The sequence below is a fragment of the Aeromonas sp. 604282 genome, from assembly GCF_049170575.1.
GTDB lineage: Bacteria > Pseudomonadota > Gammaproteobacteria > Enterobacterales > Aeromonadaceae > Aeromonas > Aeromonas veronii_A.
Map to the genome: position 1 here is coordinate 485,132 of NZ_JAAKMV010000002.1, position 26,043 is coordinate 511,174.

Genomic DNA, 26,043 nt, shown 5'->3' on the forward strand with positions numbered 1-26,043 from the left:
TACGGTCGGTGAATGTCCCGATAACCGGAACCTTAGTGGGACATTTTGTCCTTACCGTATCAAAAGCACCAACACCAATTATTAAAAGCGATAACAAGCTCACCTAATTGATTCTAATAAGCTTCTGTTTTTAAACGGCAAACCGTGAATGCAGCGGCAAAGGAACAGTTTGGCACCCTGCTTGCTTACTCTTGCCCTCTCCTCAGCCACCCTGAAAAAAGTTGCATCACGATGACGATAAAAACTAGCCTCAAACGTTTTGCCCTCTCCCTCGCCGCCAGCCTGCTGATCGCCGGTGCGGCCCACGCCGAAGCGGATACTAATGCCACAAAAGCGCCGATCCGCCTCGCCACCACCACCAGCACCGAGCAGTCCGGTCTGCTGGGCTGGCTGCTGCCCCAGTTCACCAAGGAGACCGGTTATCCGGTGCAGGTGATGGCGGCTGGTACCGGCCAGAGCCTGAAGATGGGCGAGAACGGCGACGCGGATCTGGTGATGACCCACGCCCCCTCTGCCGAGAAGAAGTTTGTCGATGCGGGCTTTGGCATCGAGCCGGTACACCTGATGTATAACGACTTCGTTATCGTCGGCCCGGCGAAAGACCCGGCGGGTCTCGGCAAACTGCACGACGCGGCCAAGGGGCTGCAAGCCATCAAGGAGCAGGGCCAGGCCTTTATCTCCCGCGGTGACGAGTCCGGTACCCACATCAAGGAGAAGACCCTGTGGCAGGCCGCTGACGTCAAACCCGAGTTTGCCGGTTACAAATCCATCGGCCAGGGGATGGGCCCGACCCTGACCATGGCCTCCGAGCTCGGTGCCTACACCCTGACCGACCGCGGCACCTGGCTCGCCTACCAGAGCAAGCTGGATCTCGCCGTACTGCTGGAGGGTGACAAGCGCCTGTTCAACCCCTATCAGGTGATCCTGGTCAACCCCAAGCGCTACCCGGATCTCAACACCGAAGGGGCCCGCACTCTGAAGAACTGGCTGGTCTCAGAGCATGGCCAGAAGCTGATCGGCGACTTCAAGGTAGCCGGTCAGGCGCTGTTTGTAGCGGATGCCAACGGGAAATAATGGCAACCCTGACCCCTGCGATGACCTTGCTGGCCCTCCCCCGGTTCGCTGAGGGAGGCGCCTGATGCCGACCCTGCTCGACACTACGTTGGCTGCCCTCGCCCTGCTGTTCAGTGGTGACACCGAACTGTGGCAGGTGGTGGGGGTCTCCTTCTCCGTCTCCTGCATCGCCCTGCTGCTGGTGCTGCTGCCCGCCTTGCTGCTGGGCTTTGCCCTGGCCTATCTGCCGCTGCCCGGCCGCTGGCTCTGGCTCTCCTGCATCAATACCCTGCAATCGGTGCCGACTGTGGTGATTGGCCTCTTGCTCTATATGCTGCTGTCGCGGGCCGGCCCCTTTGGCGACTGGAAGCTGCTCTTTACCCAGCAGGCGATGGTGGTGGGGCAGATGCTGATCGCCTTCCCGGTGATCGCCACCATGGCCCACGCGGCGTTTGTCCAGAGCGATCGGCGCGCCTGGGAGACCGCCCTGACCCTGGGGGTCTCCTGGCCCAAGGCACTGATCGGCCTGATGCACGAGTGCCGCTTTGGCCTGCTGGCCGCCATCATCGGCGCCTTTAGCCGCATCGTCACCGAGGTGGGCTGCTCCATGATGGTGGGGGGCAATATCCTGCACTTCACCCGCAATATCCCCACCGCCATCGCGCTGGAGACCCAGAAAGGGGCCTTCACTCAGGGGGTGGCCCTCGGCATAGTGCTGCTCACCCTCGCCCTCTTGCTCAACCTGCTGCTGACGGCCTGTCGCGGCCACAGCTATCTGAAGAACTGACCATGCCCCCACTGTGTATCAACAGGAGTACCCCATGGCCCTGATCGCCCACCAGCTGACGATGCGCTTTGGCGAGCGCCAACTGTTCGAGATTGACCGGCTCGCCATCGCACCGGGGGATGCCATCTGGCTGCATGGGGCCAACGGGGTGGGCAAGACCACCTTGCTCAAAATCCTGGCAGGGCTGCTGGCCCCCACCCGCGGCCACACCAATCTGCCGGGACGCTGGCAACAGCGGCTCAACCGGCTGCTCAAGCGGGATCTGGGGCCGGGCAGGGTTACCTATCTGCACCAAACCCCCTATCTGTTCGATCGCACGGTGCATGACAACGTGGCCTGGGCGCTCGATAAACAGCTCGGCAGCGAGATCCGGGTGTTCGAGGCGCTGCGCCGGGTCGAGCTGGAGGGGTTGGCGCGGGAGCACATCAGCATTCTCTCGGGTGGCGAACGGCAACGGCTGGCGATGGCACGCGCCTGGGCGCTGCAACCGGCCTTTCTGCTGATGGATGAGCCCACCGCCAATCTCGACACACATTCGGTTGCCCTGATGGCCGCATTGGCGCAAGATCTGCGGGAACATGGCAGCGGCCTGGTCGTCATCAGCCACCAGAGCAACGCCCTGACCGACCTGTGCGAGCGGCAATGGACCCTCGCCCGTGGCCAGCTGCAAGAGACGACCCCTTTAAAAATCATCGAGCGACATGACTTCAAAAAGCGACAGCCACTCTGATCCCGTTGCCGTATCAGCAGTGATCCTGGCAGGAGGCCGCGCCACCCGCATGGGGGGCGAAGACAAGGGATGGGTAGCACTGGCGGGACGCCCTCTTATCGACCATGTTTTGGCGCGCCTGCGCCCCCAGGTGGATGAGGTGCTGATCAACGCCAACCGCAGTCAGGCCCGCTATCAGGCGCTGGCCCCGGTCATCAGCGATGACAACAACGACTATCTCGGCCCGCTGGCGGGCATGCAGGCAGGTCTTGCCGCCGCCCGTCATGACTGGGTGCTGTTTGTCCCCTGCGACGGCCCCGCCCTGCCGCTGGATCTGATGAGCCGCTTTCGCGCCGCCCTGACCCCGGATACCGAGCTGGTAGTGGCCCACGACGGCGACTGGTTGCAACCCGTGGTCGCCCTGCTGCACAAATCCCTGCTCCCCTCCCTCACCGCTGCGCTGGCAGAGGGAGAGCGCAAAATCGATATCTGGTTTGCCCGCCACAATATGGCGGTGGTGAGCTTTGCCGATCAGCCGGATGCCTTTATCAATCTCAATAGCCCTGCCGAGCTGGCCGCCTACGAGGCCCGTCTGCTTGCCCCGGCTATCGCCCCCCAACAAGGAGTCACCTCATGACCCCGGCCCCCACCCTTCCCCTGCTCGGCTTCGCCGCCTGGAGCGGCACAGGCAAGACCACCTTGCTGGAGCAGTTGATCCCCCTGCTGGTGGATCGCGGCCTGCGCATCGGGGTACTCAAGCACGCCCACCACGACTTTGATATCGACCAGCCGGGCAAAGACAGCTATCGCCTGCGCAAGGCAGGCGCCCAACAGATGATGGTGGCCTCCCGCCGTCGTCATGCCCGTATCATTGAGACGGAACTGGCCGAAGCCGATTTTCGCCAGCTGCTGGCCAGCTTCGATCAGACAGCGCTCGATCTGCTGCTGGTCGAGGGGTTCAAGCACGAACACTTCCCGAAAATCGAGCTGCACCGCGCCGAGATTGGCAAGCCGCTGCTCTTCCCCGAAGACAGCGACATCATCGCGCTGGCCAGCGATCAGCCCCAACAGAGTGGCGAACAACAGCAGACAAGCCTGCCCCGACTCGATATCAACGATCTGGCGGCTATCGCCGACTTCGTTTGCCGCTGGCTTGACGGCTGCCAGAGCAAGGAGCCGGAGGCGGGCAAGGGCTTTCTCTCGGTCGAGGCGGCCCGCAACGCCATTCTGGCGGCCCTCACCCCGAGCACGGCCTGCTCCGAAAAACCACTGGCCCAGTGCCACGGCGCCGTGCTGGCCGCCGATCTGATAAGCCCCATCAATGTGCCGCCCCACGCCAACTCGGCGATGGATGGCATTGGCCTTCGTAGCGACGATCTCGCCGCCGGTCGCTGGCAACTGGTGGGGGAAGTGCTAGCGGGCCAGCAGCGCCACGAGCCTGTGCTGGCCGGTCAGGCGGTGCAGATCATGACCGGCGCCACGCTCCCCCCCGGTGTCGATACCGTGGTGATGCGGGAAGAGACGCAAATTGAAGGTGAGTGGGTCACGGTCACCGCCCCGATCCGCGCAGGACAGAATGTGCGCCTCGCCGGCGAAGATCTCGCCAAGGGTGCGGTCGCCATCCCGGCCGGTACCTGGCTTGGTGCCCCCCAACTGGGGCTGGCGGCATCGCTCGGTCAAGCCAGTCTCACGGTGCGCACCCCGCTGAAAGTGGCGCTGTTCAGTACCGGCGACGAGGTGCAGGCGCCGGACGAGCAGCTCGCCCCCGGCCATATCTTCGACAGCAACCGCTTCACCCTGATGGCCCTTATCCGCGCCGCTGGTTGCGAGGTGATGGACCTTGGCATCATTCCCGATGACAAGACCATTCTGCGCCAGCAGCTGGAGCAGGCCGCCGCCAGCGCCGATCTGGTGTTGAGCTCGGGCGGAGTCTCGGTGGGCAACGCCGACTTTATCAAGCTGGTGCTGGCGGAGCTCGGCCAGATCGATTTCTGGCGCATCCAGATGCGGCCGGGCCGCCCGCTCGCCTTTGGCAAGCTGGGGCAGACCCCCTTCTTCGGCCTGCCGGGCAATCCGGTGGCGGCGATGATCTGCGCGCTGCAGTTTGTCGAGCCCGCCATCGCCCGCTTGCAAGGCAAGCGGTGGCAGCCGCTGCGCCTCTCGGCACTGGCAGACGAGAAGATGAAGAGCCGTCCGGGGCGCACCGAGTTTCTGCGCGGCATCTTCCATCAGGACCGTAACGGCCAGCTGCGGGTGCGCACCACAGGGCCACAGGGCTCGGGTATTCTGAGCTCTATGGCCGATGCCAACTGTCTGATTGAAATCGTACCGGATCAACCCGGGATCGCCGTTGGCGAGCGGGTCTGGATCCACCCCCTGCAGGGACGACTGGCCTAAATCCCGACGGGGCGTCGGCCGGATGCACGGCGCCCCGTCACCCACCTGACAGGAGGCAGACCGTGCGTCTTGATGCCCCCCTCTCCCGACTCGATCTGCTGGTCTATGGCCGCTACCGGATCGTCCATGGCCTGCGCATTGCGCTCGCTTTTATGCTCACCTTTCTGCTGACCCGCGAGCTGAAACTGCCGGAGAGCACCTGGCCGCTGATAACCTTGGTGGTGGTGATGGGCCCCATCTCGTTCTGGGGCAATGTGCTCTCCCGCGCCCTGCAGCGGGTGGTGGGCACCATCTTCGGCGCCAGTTGCGGAGTGGTAGCGCTCTATCTCGAGATCTACTCGCTACCGCTTACCCTGATCTGGTGCGGGTGCATCATGTTTCTCTGCGGCTATCTGGCCCTCGGCAAGCGCCCCTATGTGGGGCTGCTGATCGGCATCACCCTGGGGGTCACCATGGGGGCCATGCCGGGGGACATAGAGACGGCGCTGTGGCGCAGTGCCGACGTGATACTGGGCTCCCTGCTGGCGCTGCTCTTTTGCAGCATCTATCCCCAGCGGGCCTATAGCCACTGGCGGCTGCAACTGCACCAGATCCTGCAGCAGTCGGGGCGGCTCTATCACACTCACCTCTCCCCCAATGTGCTGGAGCGCCCGCGCCTCAAGCACAATCTCTCCCAGCTGTTGGCACAGACCGGCAAACTGCGGGCCCTGCTGGCCCCGGCGGCCAAGGAGACGCGCCACAGCGTCGCCCTGTTTGATGCGGTGCAGGTCACCATGCGCAACACCCTCTGCACTCTGGAGATGCTAGCCAACACCTACTGGAATGATCGTGAGAGCCACTTCCTGATGCAGAGCACGGCTGCGCTGCAAGCCTGCCATCTGGCCACCGAGGAGGCGATCAACCAGCTTGCCCTGATGATGCAAACCGGTGACGGTCGCGGCGCAGATGCCGCCATCGCCCGCCTGCACGAGGTAGCAACCCAGGTATCGCTCCCCCCCAATACCGAGGCGGCCATCAATGGTTACCTCTGGCTCAACGTGCAGCTGACCGAGCAGCTCACCCACCTGCGCCGCCTGCTGGGGCTGATCCTCACCCCGCCCCATCGCAAGCAGCCGGACTAGACCCAATGCAAAACGCCCCGCAGTGGCGGGGCGTTTTGCTGTCTGACTGGCCGTTTGGGCCATGAAGGCAGCAAATCTTAACTGGCATTGGCCAGCGGCTGCTCGGTGGTGAGGTAGAGGGAGAAATCCTGAATACCCGCCTGCAGGGCGGCAAAACAGTCGGGGTCTATCGCGGTACCCAGATTCTCCGCCATCATCTCCAGCGCCTGCGGCACAGGGATGGCGCCGCGATAGGGGCGCTTGGCGGTGATGGCATCGAAAATATCGGCTGTGGTGATGATGCGCGTCTCAAGGGTAATCTCGTTCCCCTTCAGCCCCTTGGGGTAGCCCTTGCCATCGAGCCGCTCATGGTGGGCGCCCGCCACTTGCGCCAGCTCCTCGAAGGCGCCGATGCGGCTCAGGATCTCCTCGGTGTAGGCGGCATGCATCTGCACCGCCGCCCACTCCTGCGCATCGAGCTTGCCCGGCTTGTCGAGGATGGCGTTGCTCACCCCGAGCTTGCCCACATCATGGAGCAAGGCGCCCCGCTTGAGCCAGCGTCGACGCGACTCGGACAACCCCATCTGGGTGGCAAGAATGTCGGTATAGAGCGCAACCCTGCCGCTGTGACCCGCGGTGTAGGGACTTTTGGAGTCCACCACCTGCCCGAAGGCCGCCGCGATTTCGTCAAGATAATCCTCATCCAGCGCCACCTCGCCCTGTCCGGCCGGTTGGCCCAGGACCCACTCGGTCAGTCGGGGATCGGCCAGCCCTTGCCAGAACTCCTCGTCGGCCAGCGCTTCAAATTCCCGAACCAGCGCCGGATCAAACCAGCTGCCACTGCGCTCGCGCAGCTCCTTGAGCGCCGCATTCGGGCCTGCGGCTGCGTGAAACACATCCACCACCTGACAGAGCAGGGCAATGCGCGAGAAGAGCGGGATTGCCTCGCCAGCCAGTTGCAGGGGCCGACCTTTGCCATTCCAGTGTTCATCAAGGGAGAGGATGCCATCAGCCACCTCGTCACTGAAACGGAGCTGGCGAGCGATATCCGCCCCCCGATGACAACGAGTCTGGATCAGTTCGTTGGCAATCTGGTCGCCGTTGCGAAAGATATGAAACAGGCTGCGAAAACGTCCCAGCAGATCCGCCTGCAAGCCGGTGTGGCCCAGCACGAAGTTGACTACCTCGGAGAGGGAGCCATCCACCAGCTTGAAATCGCGTTTGAAGTGAAGATCGTCGGTGAGATAGAGCTCGCAGATACGGGCGGCATTGCTGCTGCACCCAAGATCCTTAAGCAGGAGCGTGTAGTAGAGATCATGACGCAGCCGGGCATCCAGCCCCAGCCGCTCCCCCAGACGGGAACCTATCCAGCAGCAGCGAATGCAGTGTCCTCTTGGTTGCCCCTCGGTCATGTCGAGCGCATGACTGAGGGAACCAATCAACTCCGCCAACCGCAATCCATTCACCGTCATAGTCCACTCCCTTAGACATCATGGCGTTTTGCCAGCAGATTAGGTATACCCCATCTGATACCGGATAGATCTGGATTCAGTTGAATTTAGGCTGCAACCTTGCCCTGATTCACCCGCTCTTCCAGTTCTGCGCGGCTCAGGGTAGAAACCAAGCGGCCGTCGAAGTAGATATCCATCAGCTCGCCACGCTTCTCGCCGCGCATCATACTGCTGCGACCATCCAGATAGTGCACTTCCATCTGGGCAGTACGCTCGTCCGGGTAGCTGATCTCCACCTCGCGCACCCCTTGTGGCAGCATCGCCAGCGGCACCTTCTTGAGGGCCGGATCCAGATGCTGGTTCACCTTGATCACCGGATCGGCTTTCATGTCCACCACTGCCGGGGATTTGCCAGTGATGGGGTTCTTGCCAGACCAGAACTCGATGGTATTGAAGACGAACAGGTCAGCGGTCGCGGCCAGACCGTAAACAGGGGAGAGCAGCATAAAGACACCGGCACGACCGTAGCGGTTATCCACCACGCTCAGGTTGCCCTTGGTGACCATGCCGGAAAGCCCCATCTGCCCCATACAGCCACCCAGCCCCATACTCGCGACCATAACCAGCAGGGCCATTGCCCGCCCCTTCTGTTGTAATGCCATCTTGTTCTGTTCCTGCTCTGAAATAAATAAGGCGGCAAGCCTAAGCAAGAGAGGGGGTGGGGACAATTCACAATGGCGGGACGATACAGGAGGGGTTCAGATTGGGGCACTGACTGCTCAAAGATGAGTCAATGCCCCGGCATGACAGGAAGTCAGGGGGTTCAGATTGCCAGATCAGAGACGGTGCTGGAGACGTTGTTCGCCTCCCGGCGGATGTCGCTCATCACCTCGTTCACCTCGCCCACCTGCTGTTTACCCAGCTCGGCGCTGCTGGCGACATCGGACATCTCGGAGGTGACCTTGGCGGTCAGCTCCCGGTTGTTCTGCACCACCTTGGCGATCTCGTCGGTAGAGAGGGAAGTGCGGGCTGCCAGCTGGCGAACCTCGTCGGCCACTACAGCAAAACCCCGCCCCTGATCCCCCGCCCGCGCCGCCTCGATGGCCGCGTTGAGAGCTAGCAAGTTAGTCTGGTCGGCGATACTGCTGATGGTGGAGACAATCGCCTCTATGCTGCGCGACTGCTCGTTCAACTGGTTGATAAGACTAATGCTGTGAGTCAGCTGGCTGGCAATCAGGCTGGAGGTATCGACCACCGAGGAGAGCAGACCCGCGCCGCGCTCGGCGCAGTTCAGGGTCTCCCGCGCCGCGTCGTGAGCCAGCATGGCCGCTTCGCGTACCGCATTGCTCTTGTTAATCCGCTCGGTGATGTCGCTGGCGAACTTGATCACCTTCACCACCTTGCGATTCTCATCAAGGATCGGGTTGTAGGTTGCCTCCAGCCACACCTTGCTGCCGTGGCTGTTTTGACGGCAGAAGAGACCGGATTTGTACTGGCCGCGCCCCAGCTCATCCCAGAAGTGGGGATGTTCGCGATAGAACTGATCGTCGCAGAAGATACGGTGATGCTTGCCCTGCACCTGCGCCAGGGTATAGCCCATGGTATGAAGGAAGTTGCCGTTGGCAGTGAGCACTTCACCGGTCGGCGTGAATTCGATGACGGCCAAAGAACGATCAAGGGCCTTTACCACCGCTTGCTGGCTAAGCAGTTGCAGATGATGCTCGGTGATGTCGGCCGCAATCTTGATCACCTTGGTCACCACGCCCCGCAACTTGACAGGAAAATAGGTCGCCTCCAGCCAGATCGCCTCCCCCCGTTTGGTGAAGCGCTGAAACACACCGGTGCGGGAACGCCCCTGCTTCAAATCTGCCCAAAACTGCTGGTAAGCGCTGCTCTGGGCATACTGCTTGTCGCAGAAGAGGCGGTGATGCTGACCGATAACCTCTGGCGCACTGAAACCCACCACGTTGAGAAAGAGATCATTGGCGGCCAGCACAGTGCCATCTGGCGTAAAGGTGATGGTCGCTACGCTGCCGTGCACAGCGTCAAAAAATCCCTGCTGTTCCAGAAGTTGATCCTGGCACTGCTGCAACTCGGCTTTCAGTTTGCTATTGAACATCGAAACTTATCCTCCAGACTGGCACCCACCATGGCCAAACCACGCTGTGGATCAATAAGATAATGGTGGCGTGCTCCATCAGCATAGTTGGCCGCGTTGTCGCGCTCCCATCTGACGCCATATTTATTGCTATAAATCAAATTCACCGACCAGGCGCCACTCGTGCAGAGCTGCAACCCTTATTCCACAGCCGGTAGCCACTCCAGTTGGGCCGGATTGGCAACAAAGCCGATCCGCTCATAGAGGGGACGCCCCTGCTCGCTGGCATGAAGCCACACCTTGCCCAGCTGACGCGCGCTGGCAAAGGCCGTTATGGCATCGAGCAGCGCCGTGGCGATCCCCTGCCGACGCCATTGTGGCCGCGTATACATATTGAGCAGATACCCCTCCACTCCAGCCAGATTGCCGGGATAGGGTGGCCGCACAAACAGCGCCAGCGTTCCCGCAGCCACGATCTGCTTGCCGCCCTCCTGCTTATCGGCCTCGGCCAGCCAGGATAAAGCCCCCTCTTCACTCATCGCCCAGGTAAAGTAGTCAACCGTTGCCTGCCACAAGGCCGGGTCAGCCTGCGGCGTCGCCAGCTCACCCACCTCGCAAAACAGCTGCATGCGCAGAGCCACCAGCGCGGGAATATCCGCGGTCCTTGCCTGACGAATGATCATCGCATCTCCTTGCATCACAGAGCACGTCGAGAGAGGGGGGGCAAAGGGAAGTGGACCTGCTCGGCAAATCTGCACGACACAGGAACTATCGATGCCGACCATGTAACCGGAATGCGGATAATAGCAGAGCACATAATTAACTATGTGTTTTTAAACATATAAAAAAAGACAGCCGAAGCTGTCTTTTTCATCGAAATCACATTGCGGATTAGTAGAAGATCCGCTCGCCACGCTCGCTCATTTTGAGCCAGACAGGTTTGGTACTGGTTTTGTTCCAGATCCGGTGCAGATAGCTGTAGAAGCGGGCGCGATCGCTGCGAAACAGCATCACGGGGAAAGCCAGAATGCCCACCAGCAATACATAAATGCGACGAAGAATAATCTGAGTCAGGGAAAAGGGATGAAACATGATGTAACTCCTTACTGGTAAGACCACTGAGCAAAGATTACCCCACTCCATGTAGGATTACTACATCACCAACGCATTTTTTTATAAAAAAATGGTGAAAAACGGGAAATACTGAAAACGGGTTACGTCATTAACCAACAGTTAACAAACTTGCGAAAATCGTGCGCTTTGCCACAGTTATCAGGGGAAAAACATGCAGTAGGGAGACACGCATGAAACTGCCGGAAGTGGCACTGCTGGTGCTGATGGTTGCCCTGACACGGGCACAACTGGAGGAGTGGCAACTGAATCGGGAAGATGCCATTGTGCTGGCTGAACGGGGCGTGCCCACCGTCAGCCTGTGGCAATGCGGCACACTGAAGCAACGGATTGCGGATCTCAACCAGCACAGTGCCGAGGTGCAGTTTCAATATCGGGGGCAAAACATGGCGGATGTGAACCACTATCTCGAGCGCGAGTGGAAACAGGCTGGCTGCGAACAGTTACTGGTACAGCAAGGATACTGACCAAGGCTCAGACTCGAAGAGTGATGATTGAGATAAATAGAGAAAAGATGGAGGCACGTTCCGGAGTCGAACCGGACTAAACGGATTTGCAATCCGCTGCATAACCGCTTTGCTAACGCGCCATGCTGACAAGACTGATAGTCTTGAAAGTGAGTTCCATCGTTGGTGTGATGGAAAATTGGAGCGGGAAACGAGACTCGAACTCGCGACCCCGACCTTGGCAAGGTCGTGCTCTACCAACTGAGCTATTCCCGCGTTACTGCTTTCGTGCCAGTTGCCTGACAACGAGGCGCATTATACGTACCACGAGCGCCAGCACAACCCCTTTTTCGCAATTTAAGCCCTGAGGCAAACTGTTTGCTCAGGGTTTAAACGCCTTGCTGCATTTTTCTCCAGCCAGCTGTGACCCACCAAGCGAATTTGGGATAAAGTCGTTGAAATGATTACGCTTTCGTTCGAGACTTGAGCGGCTTAATAACCGGATTCTCAATTGAAAATCACAAGATGAAATGGATCTTCACGCTTCGTGGGCTCAGGCCGCAGTTAATGCTGGCTTTTTTCATGTTGGGCATGGTGCCCTTTTTGGTCATCACCCTCTTCTTCCTATACAGCCACGGCAAGGATCTCACCACCCAGACCTCCAACCATCTGGTCTCCGTTCGTAATATCAAGAAGAGTCAGCTCGAGGATTACTTCAACAACCTCAAAGAGCAGATCATCAACTTCTCCCAGCAGGATTTTGCCGGCAACAGTATCGGCCGTTTCTATGGCTTTACCGGCGCCTTCGAGAAGCTGGGTACCACGCCGCAGGAGGCCCGCAGCCGCGCCCAGGCCCGCTATCTGCCCGGCTCCTGGGATCAACTGCGCAAACCGGACAGCCAAGTAGAGATCGAACCCTCCATCACGGCGCTTATCCTCGCCGACGAGATGTATGGCCGGGTGCACCAGCGCTTTCATCGCGGCTATGCCGACATGGTGCGCAAGTCCAACTACAGCGACATCTTTCTGGTGGACCTCAACGGCGATGTGGTCTATTCGGTCACCAAGCACCCTAACTTTGCCACCAATCTGCTCTCCGGCCCCTATCAGGGCAGTGGCTTGGGCCAGACCTTTGCCAAGATCAAACGCCGCCTCGATGGTGGCCAGAAACCACAGCAGATCTTCGAGTTCACCGATTTTGGCCGCAACGAGCTGACCGGGCAGGTGGTCGCCTACATGGCAGCCCCCGTGATGCAATACGACTATGTGCGCGGGGTGGTGATTTTCGAGCTGTTGCCGGACAAGCTCAACCAGATCATGGCGGAGCGGGAGGGGCTGGGCGAGACCGGCGAAACCATACTGATCGGCCCGGACAAGCGGATGCGCGCCGATGCCTGGCTGGCACCACAGTTCAGCGTCGAGAACAGCTTCAGCCCCAATTTCCGGCCGCTGCAAACGCCCCTCATCACCAAGACTCTCTCCGGCGAGCAGGGGGTCGGGCTGTTCCACTCCTATCAGGATGACGAGGTGCTGGCTGCCTACACCCAGGTGAAGGTGTTCGATACCGAGTGGGCCTTTATCGCCGAGATCTCCACCCGGGAAGCCTATGCCCCGATCCGCCAGCTGGAAACCCTGGTGATTGTGCTGGGTGCAGGCTCGGTGCTGCTGCTGATCCTCTTCTCCCGCTGGCTCTCCCACTCCATCACGGCGCCGCTGCGATCCCTGACCGAAGCAGCCGAGCAGGTGGCCGACGGCGCGCTGGATCACCCCATCGCCATCGAGCGCACCGGCGATGATATCGACCGGCTGGCCGAAGCGTTTCGCCATATGCAGCGCTCGGTGAAGGACAAGATCGAACTGATCGAACAGCAGACCCAGGAGCTGCAACAGCAGGTCAAACTGACCCACAAGCAGAACCTTAGCCTGCAGCAAGCGGACAAACTCAAGGATGAACTGCTGGCCAACACCTCCCACGAGCTGCGTACCCCCATTCACGGCATCAAGGGGATGGCCGAGTCCATGCTCGCCAGCCAGCAGGATTTGACCGAAGGGCAGCAAAAACAGCTCGGCCTCATCATCAAGAGCGCCGACGGCCTGGCCCGTCTGGTTGACGATCTGCTGGACTACCACCAGATGCGCTACGGCCAGCTGGAGATCCACTCACAACCCGTCTCATCAAAAGGGGTGATCCGGCTGGTGCTGGATCTCTGCCAGCATCTTGTGCAGGCCAAACCCCTCACTCTGGTGGATATCAGCCCGGCCGAACTGCCGCCGGTGCTGGCCGACGAGCAGCGGCTCGAACAGGTGCTCTACAACCTGGTGGGTAACGCCATCAAGTACACGCCGCAGGGCAAGGTGGTGCTCAGTGCCATCGTCGAGAACAACTTCCTGCGCATCAAGGTCACGGATACCGGCATCGGCATCGCCCCCGATCATCTGGAACACATCTTCGAGCCGCTGGTGCAGATGAGCCCGGAGGTAAGCAAGCAGGGGGCAGGCCTTGGCCTCTCCATCACCCGCCAGCTGGTGCACCTGATGGGGGGCGAGCTGTTTGTCGAGAGCGAGCCGAGCGTTGGCTCTACCTTCGCCTTTACCCTGCCCCTTGCCACCGGCAAAGCGGCCAATCTGACTCTCGACAGCCGCCAGATCGAGCATCAGCTGGTGCGCCAGCAACCTCTGATCCTGCCGGACTGGGAGAGCGACGATCTGCCCCCTCCCCCCGAGGGTGCGCCGCTCATTCTGGTGGTGGATGACGAGCCCATCAACCTGCACATCCTGCGCCATCTGCTGCAGCCCTGCGGCTACCGCATCCTGCCCAGCAGTGACGGCCACGATGCGCTGGCCAAGCTGGCCGAGGAGCAGGTGGACCTCATCCTGCTCGATGTGATGATGCCGACCCTTTCCGGTTTTGACGTCTGCCGTCGCCTGCGCCAGCAACACCCGAAAGATATGCTGCCGGTGCTGCTGCTCACTGCCCTCAACCAGCCCAAGGATATCGAGGAGGGCTTCGGGGCCGGTGCCAACGACTATCTGGTCAAACCCTTCTGCAAAGAAGAGCTGTTTGCCCGGGTCAAGGCACTGCTGGAGGCCAAGGCCGGACGCGCCTCGCTGGTAGAGAACCGGCTATTGAAGCAGGAGATCGAACATCGCCTCACCCTGCAGGATCGGCTGCATCAGGATCAGCAGCGGCTGCTGGCCCTGCTCGGCGAAGGGGCCGACCCCATGATCTTTATCGACGAGCAGGGCACAGTGCTGTTTGCCTCCCGGGTACTGGCGCGCCTGCTGGGACAGGAGCCGGAAGCCATGGAGGGGCAGCCCCTCAATGAGTGGCTCGCCACTCCGCTGCAACAGCAGTGGCCCGATCTAGCCAGCGAGCGGGAACACAATCTGGAATTTCTGGTGGCCGGGCAAAAAGATGTGCTCAACGCCCGTGCCCTGCCCATCGCGCTCGGAGGACAGGCCGCTTTCGCCCTCACTCTGAGTACCGAGCTGCGTCAGGATGAGAACCGGGTAATGGCGCTGGAGAACGCCCTCAAGAACCTCTCGCGGCAAGCCATCATCGAAGATGAACAGCTGCTGGGCGAGCTGAGCCGCCTGGGCGGCGAGTTCCGTTCGCTGGCCGACGACCTTATTCGCCAGCAGGATGACGAGCCGCTGCGCCGTGCGCTGGTAGAGACCATGCAGCTCACCCTGGATGCCTGGCAGCAGGGGACCGGCAAGGGCAAAATTGTGCTGGCAGAGAAGAGCAAGCTGTGGCGGGTCTATATGGACAGATCCAGCCCGCAGACCCGTACCCTCGACAAATACCTGAGTCTGGACACCCTGCCCAAGTCGCCACGCTGGAAGACGGTGGTGGCCACCACCGAGTATGTGCTGGGCCACTGCCCACTCAATGACCACCAGCGCCAGCAGTTGCAGCACAGCGCACAGACCCTGCGTCAACTCGCCAACCGCAAACCGTGACACGGCGCCCTAAACGGGCGCCGGATCACAATTGGCAATCTGGTTTCTTTTTATGCAAAACAAAGCCCCGCCCGATCCCGAAACCGAGAGCAGATCCAATTCACAAATTTGTCATATACGCCATTTTCACAGCCACTTTTTACGCGAGAGCAAATAACGCAAACCAATGATTTTAAACACATAAAAATATATTTTGACGAGATTGACGTAACACCGTCAATTTTTACGAAAACAACGAAATCAATAGTTGTTGTTTTCCTGTTAATTCTGGTTTGCTTAGGGCGTTGGAAAACAGAACGACAAAGGTTAGACACCTGACCAACACAGAGGGCCGATTTCATCAGCATGCGAAACCGGTGCTCACACAAAACAAGGCGAACCCTCGGGAATGCCAAAAAATAAGAAAGGAAAACATATGCTTGCCAAAGTATCCAAAATCTCTACCGCTGTAATGCTGGGAACCATGATGCTTGCCGGTGCCGCCGGTAACGCCATGGCCGCAGAAAACAAAACCGTGCTGACCATGGTCGCACAGCAGGAAACCGCCTGGGTCAAGAACTTCAACCCCTTCCTGCAAGCGGGCTTGCTGCACACCACCCGTCACTTCATCTATGAACCGCTGGTGATCTTCAACGATATGCAAGGGGGCAAACCCGTCTATCGTCTGGCCACCAACTATGCGTTCAGCGATGACCTGAAATCCGTCACCTTCGATCTGCGTGACGGCGTGAAGTGGTCTGACGGCGAAGCCTTTGATGCCGATGACATCATCTTCTCCTTCAATCTGGTCAAGGCCAACAAGGCGCTGGATGAGCGCTCAATCTGGACCCAGATCAAGAGCGTCGAGAAGCTGGCCCCCAACAAGGTCAAATTCGACCTGACCGAGGTCAACACCAACGTGGTGAACGATCTGGTGCTGGTACCTATCGTGCCGGAGCATCAGTGGAAATCGGTGAAAGATCCGGTTGCCTTCACCAACGACAAGCCGGTTGGTACTGGCCCCTTCACCGAAGTGGACAACTTCTCCGCCCAGCTCTATACCCAGTGCCGCAACCCGCACTACTGGGATAACGCCAACCTCGCCATCGACTGTATCCGCATGCCGCAAATGGCCACCAACGATCAGGTGCTGGCTGCTGTCATGAAGGGTGACATAGACTGGTTCGGCTCCTTCGTGCCGGATATCGAGCGCCTCTACGTCGGCAACGATCCGAAGAACAACAAATACTGGTTCCCGGCCTCCGGTACCGTGGCGTTCAACGTCAACTTCCAGACCAAGAACCCGGGCAACCACGAAGCCTTCAACGACATCAACTTCCGTCGCGCCTTCTCCATGGCGATGGACCGCCAGTCCATGGTGGATATCGCGGGCTACGGCTACCCCACCGTCAACGAGTACCCGTCAGGTCTGGGCAAAGCCTTTGACTCCTGGAACAACCCGGAAGTGGACAAGAAGTACGGCAAGTACAACAAGTTCGATCTGGAAGGAGCCAAGGCTCTGCTGAAAGAGGCAGGATACAAGGATTGTGACGGCGACAAGTTCCTCGACACACCGAGCTGCAAAAAGATCGAGTTCAAGGTACTGGTGCCGAACGGCTGGACCGACTGGGTCAACACAGTACAGATCGGTGTAGAAGGGCTGCAGGCACTGGGCCTGAACGCCAAGACCGCGACCCCGGAAGCAACCGTCTGGACCGAGAACCTGATCACCGGTGACTTCGATGTCGCCCTGCAGGGTTACTTTGCCGGTGCCAACCCGCACAAGTACTTCGAGACTGCATTCCACTCCCGCAACATGGGTGAGCGCGGCAACCGCTTCGCCGCACCCCGTTACAAGGATCCCGAGCTCGACAAGCTGATCGATGACTTCACCCAGACCGCCGATGCGGCCAAGCAGAAGGAGATCATGTTCGCCATCCAGGATCGTGTCGGTGCCAACCAGACCATCATTCCGGTCTTCAACAACCCGACCTGGTACGAGTACAGCACCAAGCGCTTCAACGGCTGGTTCAGTGCCGACAACCCGGTCGCCAAACCTCAGCTCCACCCGGACACCCCTGAGCGTCTGCTGCACGTGTTGTCCCTCAAGCCAAACAGCTAAACAATCCCGGCCCCCTGCGGGGGGCCATCTTCCCCGTTAATCCCCTTCTTGCCCGGCACCGCCGGGGTTGGGGTAGCTATACCCGACGCGGGGCAGACTTGCAGTAAAAGGTACTATCATGGGATTCATACTGAGACGCTTTTCCTTCTACCTGGTTGCCTTTCTGGTAGCCGCCACCATCAACTTCCTGTTACCCCGTGCCATGCCAGGGGATCCTGTCTCCGTGATGTTTGCCCGCGCTGGCGCCATGATGGAACCCGCCGCCCTGGACGCCCTCAAAGCCACCTTCGGCTTTGTCGACGGCCCCATCGGCACCCAGTTTCTCACCTATGTGAAGAGTGTCTTCACCTGGGATCTCGGCACCTCGGTACGCTTCTACCCGCAGCAGGTCTCTGACGTGCTGGGCCGTGCCATCGGCTGGACCCTGTTTCTGGTCGGCACCTCCACCATCCTGAGCTTCTCCATCGGTTCCATCGTCGGCATCTTCGCCGCCTGGTATCGCGGCGGCCGGATGGACAGCATTCTCTCCCCGCTCACCCTGGTGATGCAGGCCATTCCGCCGGTGGTGGTCTCTCTGCTCGCCCTGTTCCTGTTCGGGGTCAGCCTCGAGTGGCTTCCCATCGGCTACGCCTACAGCCCGGAGATCAAGGCTGACTGGGGCTGGGAGCACATCAAGAGCATCATGACCCACGCCATCATGCCGGTGCTGACCCTGGCCGTGGTACAGGTGGGGGGCTTTCTTATCACCATGCGCAACAACATGATCAACCTGCTGGGCGAGGATTACATCACCATGGCCAAGGCCAAGGGGCTCTCCAGCAACCGGGTGATCTTCAACTACGGCGCCCGCAACGCCATTCTGCCCAGCGTCACCGCCCTCTCCATGGCGCTCGGCTTCGTTATCGGTGGCTCCCTCATCACCGAGGTGATCTTCAACTATCCCGGCCTGGGCCTGACCCTTTATCAGGGCATTCTGGCCCGCGACTACCCGCTCATTCAGGGGCAGCTGCTCATCATGACCATCACCATGCTCAGCTTCAACTTCCTGGCCGACGTGCTCTACGTCTTCCTGGATCCCCGTCTGCGTACAGGAGGCAAATAAGATGCGTATGCCGACCATTCTCAAGATCCTGCTGGGCAACAAGAAGGCTGCCTGTGGCCTCGCCATCGTGGTTGCCTTCGTACTGATGGCCCTCTTTGCCCCCATTCTGGCCAGCAACGAGCCGACCAAACGGGTGGCTCGCCCGCACCAGCCGCCCAGTGCCGAGTTCGTGATGGGTTCAACCCGCATGGGCCACGACATCTGGGCCCAGTTCACCAACGGCGCCCGTATCTCGCTGCTGGTGGGCTTCAGCGCTGGCCTGCTGGTCTGCACCCTCGCCGTCGCCATCGGCATCACTGCCGGTTACTTCGGCGGTCTGGTGGATGAGTGCCTCACCTTCCTGATGAACGTGGTGCTGGTGATCCCCAACCTCCCCTTGCTACTGGTGCTGGCGAGCTTTATCGGGGAGGCGTCACCGGCGGTGATTGCCGTGATAATAGGGTTGACCTCGTGGGCCTATGGCGCGCGGGTCATCCGTGCCCAGACCCTGGCGCTGCGCGAGAAGGAGTTCGTGATCGCCGCCGAAGTGCTGGGCGAGCCAGCCTGGCGCATCATTCTGGTGGAGATCCTGCCCAACCTCATCTCCATCATCGGGGTGAGCTTTATCGGCTCCATCATTTACGCCATCGTCACCGAAGCGACCCTGGAGTTCCTGGGGCTTGGCGACCCGACCGTAGTGAGCTGGGGCATCATGCTCTACAACGCCCAGACTTCCAGCGCCATTCTGGTCGGCGCCTGGTGGGAGATCCTGGCCCCCTGCTTTGCCATCGCCACCCTGGGTGCCGGTCTGGCCCTGCTCAACTTCGCCATCGACGAGATTGCCAACCCGCAGCTGCGCTCCCACAAAGGGTTGAGCCGCTGGAAGAAACTGGCCACACCGGTAACCACACCGGTTGCCACAGCACAGGAGAAGACAGCATGAACAAGCATCCCCTGCTGTCAGTACGCAATCTTTGCGTCGACTACATCACCGAAAATGGCGACGTACGCGCCGTCAACTCGGTGAGCTTCGATATCAGACAGGGCGAGATCTTCGGCCTCGCCGGTGAGTCGGGTTGCGGCAAGTCCACCGTCGCTTTCTCGGTGGCCCGGCTGCACAAGCCGCCCGCCTACATCAGCGGTGGCGAGATCCTGTTCAAGGGAGAGAATATCCTCCACTACAACGACGATCGGCTGCGCTCCTATCGCTGGCAACAGGTGTCGGTGGTGTTCCAGTCCGCCATGAACGCCCTGAACCCTGTACTGCGGATGGAGGAGCAGTTCTGCGACGTTCTGCTGGCCCACAACCCCGGCATGACCCGTTACGAGGCGATCAAGCGCGCCCAGGAGCTGCTCACCATCGTCGATATCCACCCGAGCCGGCTCAAGGATTACCCGCACCAGTTCTCCGGCGGCATGCGCCAGCGGCTGGTGATCGCCATCGCCATGGCGCTCAACCCCGAGCTCCTGATCATGGATGAACCAACCACGGCGCTCGATGTGGTGGTACAGCGGGAGATCCTGCAGAAGGTCTATGCCCTGAAAGAGAAGTTCAACTTCTCCATTCTGTTCATCACCCACGACCTCTCCCTGATGGTGGAGTTCTGCGATCGCATCGGCATCATGTATGCCGGTGAACTGGTGGAAGTCGCCCCCTCCAAGGCGATCCTGACTGCACCGCTACACCCCTATACCAGAGGGCTCGGCAACTCCTTCCCGCCCCTGCACGGGCCGAAGAAGGTACTGGAGGGGATCCCGGGCACACCGCTCAACCTGCTGGAAGTGCCGGTCGGCTGCCGCTTTCAGGCCCGCTGCGGCAAGGTGCACGATCGCTGCCGTCAGGAGTACACCAAATTGGCCGAGATCCGCCCCGGGCAACAGACCGCCTGCCACCTCTATGAGGAGCAGGGACTGCAACAAGATTCCGTGATCTATCTGGACAAGGCCGCTGGCTGTTAAGGATGTCTGTCATGCAAATCGCCAAAACCGATGCACCCATCATCGAAGTCCAGCACCTCTACAAGGACTTCCCCATCAACTCCAATGCCATCAAGAGTGGCAAGATGCGGGCGCTCTCCGACATCACCTTCAACCTGCACCGGGGCCGCGCCCTGGCGGTGGTCGGGGAGTCGGGCTCCGGCAAGAGCACCATCGCCAAGATCATCGCCAAGATGTACAAGCTCAGTGCCGGGCGCATTCTCTATCGCGGCCACGATCTGGAGGAGTTCAACAAGGGCACCGCCCTGCTGGACTATCGCCAGAGCGTGCAGATGGTGTGGCAAGATCCGTTCGGTTCGCTCAACCCGACCCACACCATCTATCACCACATCGCCCGCCCCCTGCTGCTGCACAGCAAGGTGATCGACAAAAAAGATCTGCCAGACATGGTCTACGCTCTGCTGGAGAAGGTCGGCCTGACCCCCGCCAAGGCAACGGCGGCCAAGTATCCGCACCAGCTCTCCGGCGGCCAGCGCCAGCGGGTCAACATCGCCCGCAATCTGGCGGTGGAGGCTGAAGTGGTGCTGGCGGACGAGCCGACTTCCATGCTCGACGTCTCCATTCGCATCGGCATCCTCAACCTGATGGAGCAGATGAAGAACGAGCTCGGCGTCTCCATGCTCTACATCACCCACGACATCGCCACCGCCCGCTATGTGGCGGAAGATCTGGCGGTGATGTATGTGGGGCACATGGTGGAGTGGGGCGAGGTGGACGAGATCCTGCATCACCCGCAGCACCCCTACACCCAACTGCTTATCTCGGCGGTGCCCGACCCGGAGAAGAGCATCCATGCCGAACTGGAGGGTGGCCGCAAGGGGGAGATCCCGCTCTGGACGCCGGAATCCTGCGGTTGCCCCTTTGCCGGGCGTTGCAATCAGGCGATGCCCCGCTGCAAGGAGGCGCTGCCCCCCATCACCAAGCTTGCCGACAACCACTTCGTGCGCTGCTACCTCTACGAGTGAGGGTAAGCCTTAGACCGGCCGGACTGCACAGTCCGGCCATGCCTCGATACGGGGCGGCCATAGCCCCGTGATGTGCCTCACCGCCCGGCGGTGAACCACAGGAGTAATACCTTGATGGAACTCTTGATCAATCAGGTGGGCTACGAGTGCGACGGGCACAAGGTAGCCCTGCTGCAAGCCTCCCCCGCCCATGATCTCGGCGGCTACGTCAGGCTGCAACGCCTTGATGATGGCCAGATCCTGTTTGAAACCCCGCTACAAGCGGCTGGCAGCGTCCCCGGCTGGCAGGGGCGTGCTTACTGGCGCGCCGACTTCTCCGCCTTCAAGGAGCCCGGCCACTATCGGCTGGAGGCGATCACTGCCCAAGGCATAGTCCGCTCCACCCGTTTTGCCATCGGCCAGGATCTGCTGGCCAGCCGCTGTCTCTCCGATGTCATTCACTACTTCAAGGGGCAGCGCGCCAGCGGCACCTTTGATCGGGCCGACCGCAGCGCCCGCCTGTTTGGCACCGACCAGCACAAAGATGTGCACGGCGGCTGGTTCGATGCCAGCGGCGACATGAGCAAGTACCTGAGCCACCTCTCCTACGCCAACTACCTCAACCCCCAGCAGACCCCCATGGTGGTGTGGGCCCTGCTCAAGTGCCGCGAACTGCTGGCCCCGCGCCGCGATATCGACGGGGTAAACCTCTGCAAGCGGCTCAATGACGAGGCGCTGCACGGCGCCGATTTCCTCTGCCGGATGCAGGATGAGTCGGGCTTCTTCTACATGACCCTGTTCGACAAGTGGAGCAAGGACCCTGCCCAGCGCGAGCTGTGCGCCTATGCCACCCAGCAGGGGCTCAAGTCCGCCAACTGGCAGGCGGGTTTTCGCCAAGGGGGCGGCATGGCCATCGCCGCGCTGGCCCGCGCCGCCCGCGAGAGCGTCAGTGGCGACTTCGATGCCAGCCGCTACGCCGAGGCAGCCAAACGCGGCTACCTGCATCTGCGTGAGCACAACCTTGCCTACCTTGATGACGGGGTCGAGAACATCATCGACGATTACTGCGCCCTGCTGGCAGCTGTGGAGCTGACCCGCACCTTCGGCAACGAGTGGCTGAATGAAGCGAGAGTCCGTGCCAGCAAGCTCTGTGCCCGCCAGCGCCCTCATCCTGAGCTGGGTCACTACTGGTCGGCCAACGAGGATGGCTCGCGCCCCTACTATCACGCCGCCGAGGCGGGCCTGCCGGTGCTGGCGCTGCTGGAATATCTGGGCGTAGAGCCGGAGCAGGAGCACAAGGCCCAAGCACAGACCGTGGTGGAACAGGCGCTGGCCGCCGAGCTGGCACTGTGCGCCTGGGCGGGCAACCCCTTCTCCCTCGCCCGCCAATATGTCAAAGGGGTGGATGAAGCGCCGTGCGTCAGCTTCTTTATGCCTCACAACAACGAAACCGGTTACTGGTGGCAGGGGGAGAATGCCCGCCTCGCATCGTTGGCGGCCATGGCCTTTGCTGGCGCCCGCCACTTCCCCCGCCAGAGCCAGCCGCTAATCACTTACGGCCAGCGCCAACTCGACTGGATCCTCGGGCAGAACCCCTTCAACGCCTGCATGCTGGCGGGCCACGGCATCAACAACCCCGCCTACACCGCCGGGTATCCCAATGCGCAGGGGGGGATCTGCAACGGCATCACCGCCGGGTTCGATGACGAAAACGACGTGGCTTTTATTCCGGAGGAGTACAAGGATCTGCTGGATCAGAACTGGCGCTGGGGCGAGCAGTGGATCCCCCACGCGGCCTGGTTTGCCCTGGCCATCAGCTGGCAGAGTGCGCTGAGTGATCGACATGAGCAGGGAGGTCACCATGATTGAGTACTGGGTCGGGGTCGATGGCGGGGGCACCCACACCCGCGCCCGCATTCGGGATCGGGCAGGCAAGCTGCTCGGAGAGGGGCGCGCGGCAGGCTCCAATCTGGAGCTGGGCATCCCCCATGCCCACGCCAATGTGCTGGCCGCCATCGCCAGCGCCCGTCTTGCCGCCGGGATCGCTATCGAGAGCGAACAGCAGATGGGGGTCGGGCTGGCGCTCGCCTCCGCCGAGCTGGCCGACTGCTATCACGCCCTGCTCGAGATGCCCTTCCCCTTCGCCAGCGTCAGGCTCACCTCCGATGCCTTCGGTGCCTGCCTCGGTGCCTTTGGTGGCCGTGAGGGGGCCATTCTGATCGCCGGCACCGGCTCGGTGGGGCTTGTCTATCAGGAGGGGCAGATCCGCACCTGCTCCGGCCGCGGCTTCCCCATTTCAGACATAGGCAGCGGCGCCTGGTTGGGGCTGCGCGCCATCCAGCAATCCCTGCTCTGCCACGACGGCATTCTGCCCCCCAGCACCCTCGCCATCCGCCTGATGGATCGCTTCAAGCGGGATCAAGCCGAGGTGGTTCGCTGGGCCGCCCGCGCCATTCCGGCGGACTATGGCCACTTTGCCCCCTGGGTATTCGATGCCGCCAGCGATGGCGACGAGCTCGCCAATCAGCTGCTGGACGAAACCTGCGAACAGCTGCGGATCCTGCTGGAGGGGATGACCCAGCTGGGTGCCAGACAGATCGCCCTGCTGGGGGGGATTGGCACCCGCCTCGCTCCCCGTCTCGGCCAGCTCAACCTGACCCCCCCCCAGGCAGATGCGCTCGATGGCGCCATCCTGTTTGCCCAATCAGAGGATTTTCCATGTCTACACCCCTGATCCACACCCAGGTCGCCCGACGTGACGGCGAGGATGTCTGGTTCACCTTCACCCTCTCCCGCATGCCGGATACAAAGTGGAAGCTGCACTTCTGTCTGGCTCGCCATATCGACCCCGATTCCTTGCAAGGGGGCGTGCTGGAGCGCCAGAGCGGCAGCTACAAGGTGATTGTCCCGAACGCTGACAGCTGCGAGCTGCGCTTTTGCTGCCGCCAGACGCCCATCAAGAAGCTCTCCGACATGCCGCAGGGCTTTTTCCTCAGCTTGCCAGAGGCGACCACAGGTGCCCAGCTGCTACCGGTGGCGCTGGCGGCGCAGGATCTCGGACTGGAGAGCCCGCCGGTAACCCGCCCCGACCTGCCGGATGTCGAGCCCCAACCCGGCATAGTGCCACAACCGGCCCATCTAGTACTGCTAGAGGGGAACTTCCGGCTGGCCGAGCGGGCTCATGTCAGCGCCCCCCGCGATGTACCGAAGCTGCTGGCCCACTTCAACGAACTGACGTCGCTGGCGCTGGAGCAGGATCACGACGCTGAAATCCGGCTGACCGAGGCCAAGCTAGCCCCCGAAGCCTACCAACTCACCATCACGCCGCAGGAGGTGGTAATTGCCGCCGCCGACGAAACGGGTTGGCGTCATGGGCTGGTGACTTTGGCCCAGTGGTATCTGCAACATGGGGAGAGCCTGCCCTGCATCACGCTGGAGGATGCCCCGCGCTTTGGCTTTCGCGGCATTTTTCTCGACTGCGCCCGCCACTTCCACACTCCGGCAACCATCAAGCGTCTGCTCAAACTGATGAGCCTCTACAAGTTCAACCGCTTCCACTGGCACCTGACCGATGACGAGGGGTGGCGACTCGAGATAAAGGCCTTCCCGGAGCTGAGCGACGTGGGGGCCTGGCGCGGCCACGATCTGGCGATCGGCCCCCAGCTCAGCGGCGGTGCCGAACCCTATGGCGGCTACTACACCCAGAGCGAGGTGAAGGAGCTGGTGAGCTATGCCAGTGAGCTCGGCATCACCGTCATTCCCGAGATCGACATTCCGGGCCACTGCCACGCCGCCATCAAGGCGCTGCCCGAGTTGCTGATCGAAACGGCGGATCACTCCCGCTACCGCTCGGTTCAGCATTTCGATGACAACGTGCTCAACCCCGCCCTGCCCGGCACCTACCGCTTTCTGGAGGCGGTGCTGGACGAGGTATGCGAGCTCTTTCCCGGCCCGCAGATCCACATGGGGGGTGACGAGGTGCCGACCGGGGTCTGGACCGACAGCCCCGCCTGCCAGCAGCTGATGGTCGAGCAGGGCTACGCCGACTGCCGCGAGCTGCAGGGCCATCTGCTGCGCCACTGCCAGCGCTATCTGGCCGCCAGAGGCAAACAGATGATCGGCTGGGAGGAGATCCTGCATGGCGACAAGGTGAGCCGCAAAGCTGCCGTCTGTGCCTGGACCAGTTTTCAGGCGGGGCTGGACGCCGCCGCGGCCGGCTATCCGGTGGTGATGGCGCCCGCCCAGTTCCTCTATCTCGATCTCGCCTGGAGCGCCGATATTCATGAACCCGGCCTCTACTGGGCGGGAACCCTCAATCTGGAGCAGGTCTATGCTTGCGATCCTGCGCCAGCCGATTTCCATGCCAACGATAACATCCTCGGGGTACTGAGCCCCTTGTGGTCAGAATTGATCACCAGCCGCGATCGTCTCGACTACATGTTGTTCCCGCGCATGCTGGCCACGGCCGAGGTGGCCTGGAGCGAACCCGCCCACAAGGGCTGGGAGCACTTTGCCGCCCGCCTGCCGGGCCAGCTGCAGATCCTCGATCAGTTGCAGGTGCGCTACCGGATGCCACAGAGGTAATGTTGTCTCTACTTTGGCGGCCAATTGGCCGCCTTTTTTACAATTAGCCAACAAAATCTCACAACCCCCTACCATTCATCCGCCATTATTGGCAAAATTCAGCCCCCTATGAAACTGGTCTGGCGCCTGCTGGCGCGAGCCTGCGGCCACCTCCAGATCTGCCACAATAACAACGACAACATTGTCAACAAGAGCATCGG

General features: G+C 61.0%; 21 protein-coding genes and 2 tRNA genes. 16 read left to right on the forward strand and 7 right to left on the reverse strand.

Annotated elements, in window-relative coordinates; genetic code table 11:
• The first annotated feature begins 231 nt into the window (after positions 1–231).
• The 6 genes from G5367_RS05205 (at position 232) to G5367_RS05230 (ending at position 6,067) form a co-directional block, all read left to right on the forward strand.
• Positions 232–1,074 carry a substrate-binding domain-containing protein gene (locus G5367_RS05205; protein ID WP_159164101.1) on the forward strand — a complete coding sequence of 281 codons (843 nt, stop codon included), beginning with the start codon at positions 232–234 and terminating at the stop codon, positions 1,072–1,074.
• Positions 1,075–1,138: 64 nt separating this feature from the next.
• Positions 1,139–1,840, forward strand: coding sequence for an ABC transporter permease (locus G5367_RS05210; protein WP_005347674.1), 702 nt, complete (start codon positions 1,139–1,141; stop codon positions 1,838–1,840).
• Positions 1,841–1,874: 34 nt separating this feature from the next.
• Positions 1,875–2,570 carry an energy-coupling factor ABC transporter ATP-binding protein gene (locus tag G5367_RS05215; protein WP_064340898.1) on the forward strand — a complete coding sequence of 232 codons (696 nt, stop codon included), beginning with the start codon at positions 1,875–1,877 and terminating at the stop codon, positions 2,568–2,570.
• A complete protein-coding gene (mobA, locus tag G5367_RS05220; protein ID WP_064339666.1) occupies positions 2,542–3,186 on the forward strand; it encodes a molybdenum cofactor guanylyltransferase MobA in 645 nt (214 codons plus the stop codon). The genes G5367_RS05215 and mobA overlap by 29 nt, the downstream gene beginning before the upstream one ends.
• Complete coding sequence (locus tag G5367_RS05225) at positions 3,183–4,946, forward strand: bifunctional molybdopterin-guanine dinucleotide biosynthesis adaptor protein MobB/molybdopterin molybdotransferase MoeA (protein WP_421245047.1); 1,764 nt, start codon at positions 3,183–3,185, stop codon at positions 4,944–4,946. The genes mobA and G5367_RS05225 overlap by 4 nt, the downstream gene beginning before the upstream one ends.
• A gap of 62 nt (positions 4,947–5,008) precedes the next feature.
• Positions 5,009–6,067: an FUSC family protein gene (locus G5367_RS05230; RefSeq protein ID WP_021229852.1), complete on the forward strand. Its 1,059-nt coding sequence runs from the start codon at positions 5,009–5,011 to the stop codon at positions 6,065–6,067.
• Between the two features lie 77 nt (positions 6,068–6,144).
• Here the strand turns inward: G5367_RS05230 and G5367_RS05235 are convergent, their stop codons facing one another.
• From G5367_RS05235 to G5367_RS05255, 5 genes are all read right to left on the reverse strand, one after another.
• On the reverse strand, positions 6,145–7,518 hold the full coding sequence (locus G5367_RS05235; RefSeq protein WP_219594563.1) for an HD-GYP domain-containing protein: 1,374 nt from the start codon (positions 7,516–7,518) through the stop codon (positions 6,145–6,147).
• Positions 7,519–7,604: 86 nt separating this feature from the next.
• Positions 7,605–8,159 (reverse strand): DUF3332 domain-containing protein, encoded by a 555-nt coding sequence (locus G5367_RS05240; RefSeq protein ID WP_421245048.1) that lies wholly within the window; start codon positions 8,157–8,159, stop codon positions 7,605–7,607.
• A gap of 161 nt (positions 8,160–8,320) precedes the next feature.
• Positions 8,321–9,616 carry a methyl-accepting chemotaxis protein gene (locus G5367_RS05245; protein WP_005347688.1) on the reverse strand — a complete coding sequence of 432 codons (1,296 nt, stop codon included), beginning with the start codon at positions 9,614–9,616 and terminating at the stop codon, positions 8,321–8,323.
• Positions 9,617–9,795: 179 nt separating this feature from the next.
• Positions 9,796–10,278, reverse strand: coding sequence for a GNAT family N-acetyltransferase (locus G5367_RS05250; RefSeq protein ID WP_421245049.1), 483 nt, complete (start codon positions 10,276–10,278; stop codon positions 9,796–9,798).
• 208 nt (positions 10,279–10,486) lie between these two features.
• Entirely contained in the window at positions 10,487–10,687 is a 201-nt protein-coding gene (locus G5367_RS05255; RefSeq protein WP_005334863.1) for a YbfA family protein, read from the reverse strand.
• A 212-nt stretch (positions 10,688–10,899) separates the two neighbouring features.
• Here G5367_RS05255 and G5367_RS05260 point away from each other — a divergent pair, with 212 nt between their 5' ends.
• Positions 10,900–11,193: a hypothetical protein gene (locus G5367_RS05260; RefSeq protein WP_421245050.1), complete on the forward strand. Its 294-nt coding sequence runs from the start codon at positions 10,900–10,902 to the stop codon at positions 11,191–11,193.
• 48 nt (positions 11,194–11,241) lie between these two features.
• On the opposite strand, the gene G5367_RS05265 is transcribed toward G5367_RS05260, so the two are convergent.
• A tRNA-Cys gene (locus tag G5367_RS05265) sits at positions 11,242–11,315 on the reverse strand.
• 57 nt (positions 11,316–11,372) lie between these two features.
• Positions 11,373–11,448: transfer RNA gene (locus G5367_RS05270), tRNA-Gly, on the reverse strand.
• A gap of 249 nt (positions 11,449–11,697) precedes the next feature.
• Between G5367_RS05270 and G5367_RS05275 the strand changes: the two genes are divergently transcribed.
• The 9 genes from G5367_RS05275 to G5367_RS05315 all read left to right on the forward strand — a co-directional run bounded on the left by G5367_RS05275 (position 11,698) and on the right by G5367_RS05315 (position 25,843).
• Entirely contained in the window at positions 11,698–15,135 is a 3,438-nt protein-coding gene (locus tag G5367_RS05275; protein ID WP_421245051.1) for an ATP-binding protein, read from the forward strand.
• A gap of 415 nt (positions 15,136–15,550) precedes the next feature.
• The gene (locus G5367_RS05280; RefSeq protein WP_005347706.1) at positions 15,551–17,236 is read left to right on the forward strand and encodes an ABC transporter substrate-binding protein; all 1,686 of its coding nucleotides are present in this window, start codon (positions 15,551–15,553) and stop codon (positions 17,234–17,236) included.
• Between the two features lie 118 nt (positions 17,237–17,354).
• Positions 17,355–18,338: an ABC transporter permease gene (locus G5367_RS05285; RefSeq protein ID WP_421245052.1), complete on the forward strand. Its 984-nt coding sequence runs from the start codon at positions 17,355–17,357 to the stop codon at positions 18,336–18,338.
• A gap of 1 nt (position 18,339) precedes the next feature.
• The gene (locus G5367_RS05290) at positions 18,340–19,260 is read left to right on the forward strand and encodes an ABC transporter permease (RefSeq protein WP_139429913.1); all 921 of its coding nucleotides are present in this window, start codon (positions 18,340–18,342) and stop codon (positions 19,258–19,260) included.
• Positions 19,257–20,276, forward strand: a complete 1,020-nt coding sequence (locus G5367_RS05295; RefSeq protein ID WP_421245053.1) for an ABC transporter ATP-binding protein — start codon at positions 19,257–19,259, stop codon at positions 20,274–20,276. The genes G5367_RS05290 and G5367_RS05295 overlap by 4 nt, the downstream gene beginning before the upstream one ends.
• Positions 20,277–20,287: 11 nt before the next feature.
• A complete protein-coding gene (locus tag G5367_RS05300; RefSeq protein ID WP_005362145.1) occupies positions 20,288–21,280 on the forward strand; it encodes an ABC transporter ATP-binding protein in 993 nt (330 codons plus the stop codon).
• A 114-nt stretch (positions 21,281–21,394) separates the two neighbouring features.
• The gene (locus G5367_RS05305; protein WP_421293904.1) at positions 21,395–23,128 is read left to right on the forward strand and encodes a glycoside hydrolase family 9 protein; all 1,734 of its coding nucleotides are present in this window, start codon (positions 21,395–21,397) and stop codon (positions 23,126–23,128) included.
• Positions 23,121–23,993, forward strand: coding sequence for a BadF/BadG/BcrA/BcrD ATPase family protein (locus tag G5367_RS05310; RefSeq protein WP_421245199.1), 873 nt, complete (start codon positions 23,121–23,123; stop codon positions 23,991–23,993). The genes G5367_RS05305 and G5367_RS05310 overlap by 8 nt, the downstream gene beginning before the upstream one ends.
• Positions 23,978–25,843, forward strand: a complete 1,866-nt coding sequence (locus tag G5367_RS05315; protein WP_421245200.1) for a beta-N-acetylhexosaminidase — start codon at positions 23,978–23,980, stop codon at positions 25,841–25,843. Before G5367_RS05310 ends, G5367_RS05315 begins: the two co-directional genes overlap by 16 nt.
• Positions 25,844–26,043: the final 200 nt, after the last annotated feature.

Bases quoted from the DNA above. Each gene is read 5' to 3' on its own strand.
- G5367_RS05205 (WP_159164101.1), top strand. From the start codon at position 232: ATGACGATAAAAACTAGCCTCAAACGTTTTGCCCTCTCCCTCGCCGCC.
- G5367_RS05210 (WP_005347674.1), top strand. From the start codon at position 1,139: ATGCCGACCCTGCTCGACACTACGTTGGCTGCCCTCGCCCTGCTGTTC.
- G5367_RS05215 (WP_064340898.1), top strand. From the start codon at position 1,875: ATGGCCCTGATCGCCCACCAGCTGACGATGCGCTTTGGCGAGCGCCAA.
- mobA (WP_064339666.1), top strand. From the start codon at position 2,542: ATGACTTCAAAAAGCGACAGCCACTCTGATCCCGTTGCCGTATCAGCA.
- G5367_RS05225 (WP_421245047.1), top strand. From the start codon at position 3,183: ATGACCCCGGCCCCCACCCTTCCCCTGCTCGGCTTCGCCGCCTGGAGC.
- G5367_RS05235 (WP_219594563.1), bottom strand. From the start codon at position 7,518: ATGACGGTGAATGGATTGCGGTTGGCGGAGTTGATTGGTTCCCTCAGT.
- G5367_RS05240 (WP_421245048.1), bottom strand. From the start codon at position 8,159: ATGGCATTACAACAGAAGGGGCGGGCAATGGCCCTGCTGGTTATGGTC.
- G5367_RS05245 (WP_005347688.1), bottom strand. From the start codon at position 9,616: ATGTTCAATAGCAAACTGAAAGCCGAGTTGCAGCAGTGCCAGGATCAA.
- G5367_RS05250 (WP_421245049.1), bottom strand. From the start codon at position 10,278: ATGATCATTCGTCAGGCAAGGACCGCGGATATTCCCGCGCTGGTGGCT.
- G5367_RS05255 (WP_005334863.1), bottom strand. From the start codon at position 10,687: ATGTTTCATCCCTTTTCCCTGACTCAGATTATTCTTCGTCGCATTTAT.
- G5367_RS05260 (WP_421245050.1), top strand. From the start codon at position 10,900: ATGAAACTGCCGGAAGTGGCACTGCTGGTGCTGATGGTTGCCCTGACA.
- G5367_RS05275 (WP_421245051.1), top strand. From the start codon at position 11,698: ATGAAATGGATCTTCACGCTTCGTGGGCTCAGGCCGCAGTTAATGCTG.
- G5367_RS05280 (WP_005347706.1), top strand. From the start codon at position 15,551: ATGCTTGCCAAAGTATCCAAAATCTCTACCGCTGTAATGCTGGGAACC.
- G5367_RS05285 (WP_421245052.1), top strand. From the start codon at position 17,355: ATGGGATTCATACTGAGACGCTTTTCCTTCTACCTGGTTGCCTTTCTG.
- G5367_RS05290 (WP_139429913.1), top strand. From the start codon at position 18,340: ATGCGTATGCCGACCATTCTCAAGATCCTGCTGGGCAACAAGAAGGCT.
- G5367_RS05295 (WP_421245053.1), top strand. From the start codon at position 19,257: ATGAACAAGCATCCCCTGCTGTCAGTACGCAATCTTTGCGTCGACTAC.
- G5367_RS05300 (WP_005362145.1), top strand. From the start codon at position 20,288: ATGCAAATCGCCAAAACCGATGCACCCATCATCGAAGTCCAGCACCTC.
- G5367_RS05305 (WP_421293904.1), top strand. From the start codon at position 21,395: ATGGAACTCTTGATCAATCAGGTGGGCTACGAGTGCGACGGGCACAAG.
- G5367_RS05310 (WP_421245199.1), top strand. From the start codon at position 23,121: ATGATTGAGTACTGGGTCGGGGTCGATGGCGGGGGCACCCACACCCGC.
- G5367_RS05315 (WP_421245200.1), top strand. From the start codon at position 23,978: ATGTCTACACCCCTGATCCACACCCAGGTCGCCCGACGTGACGGCGAG.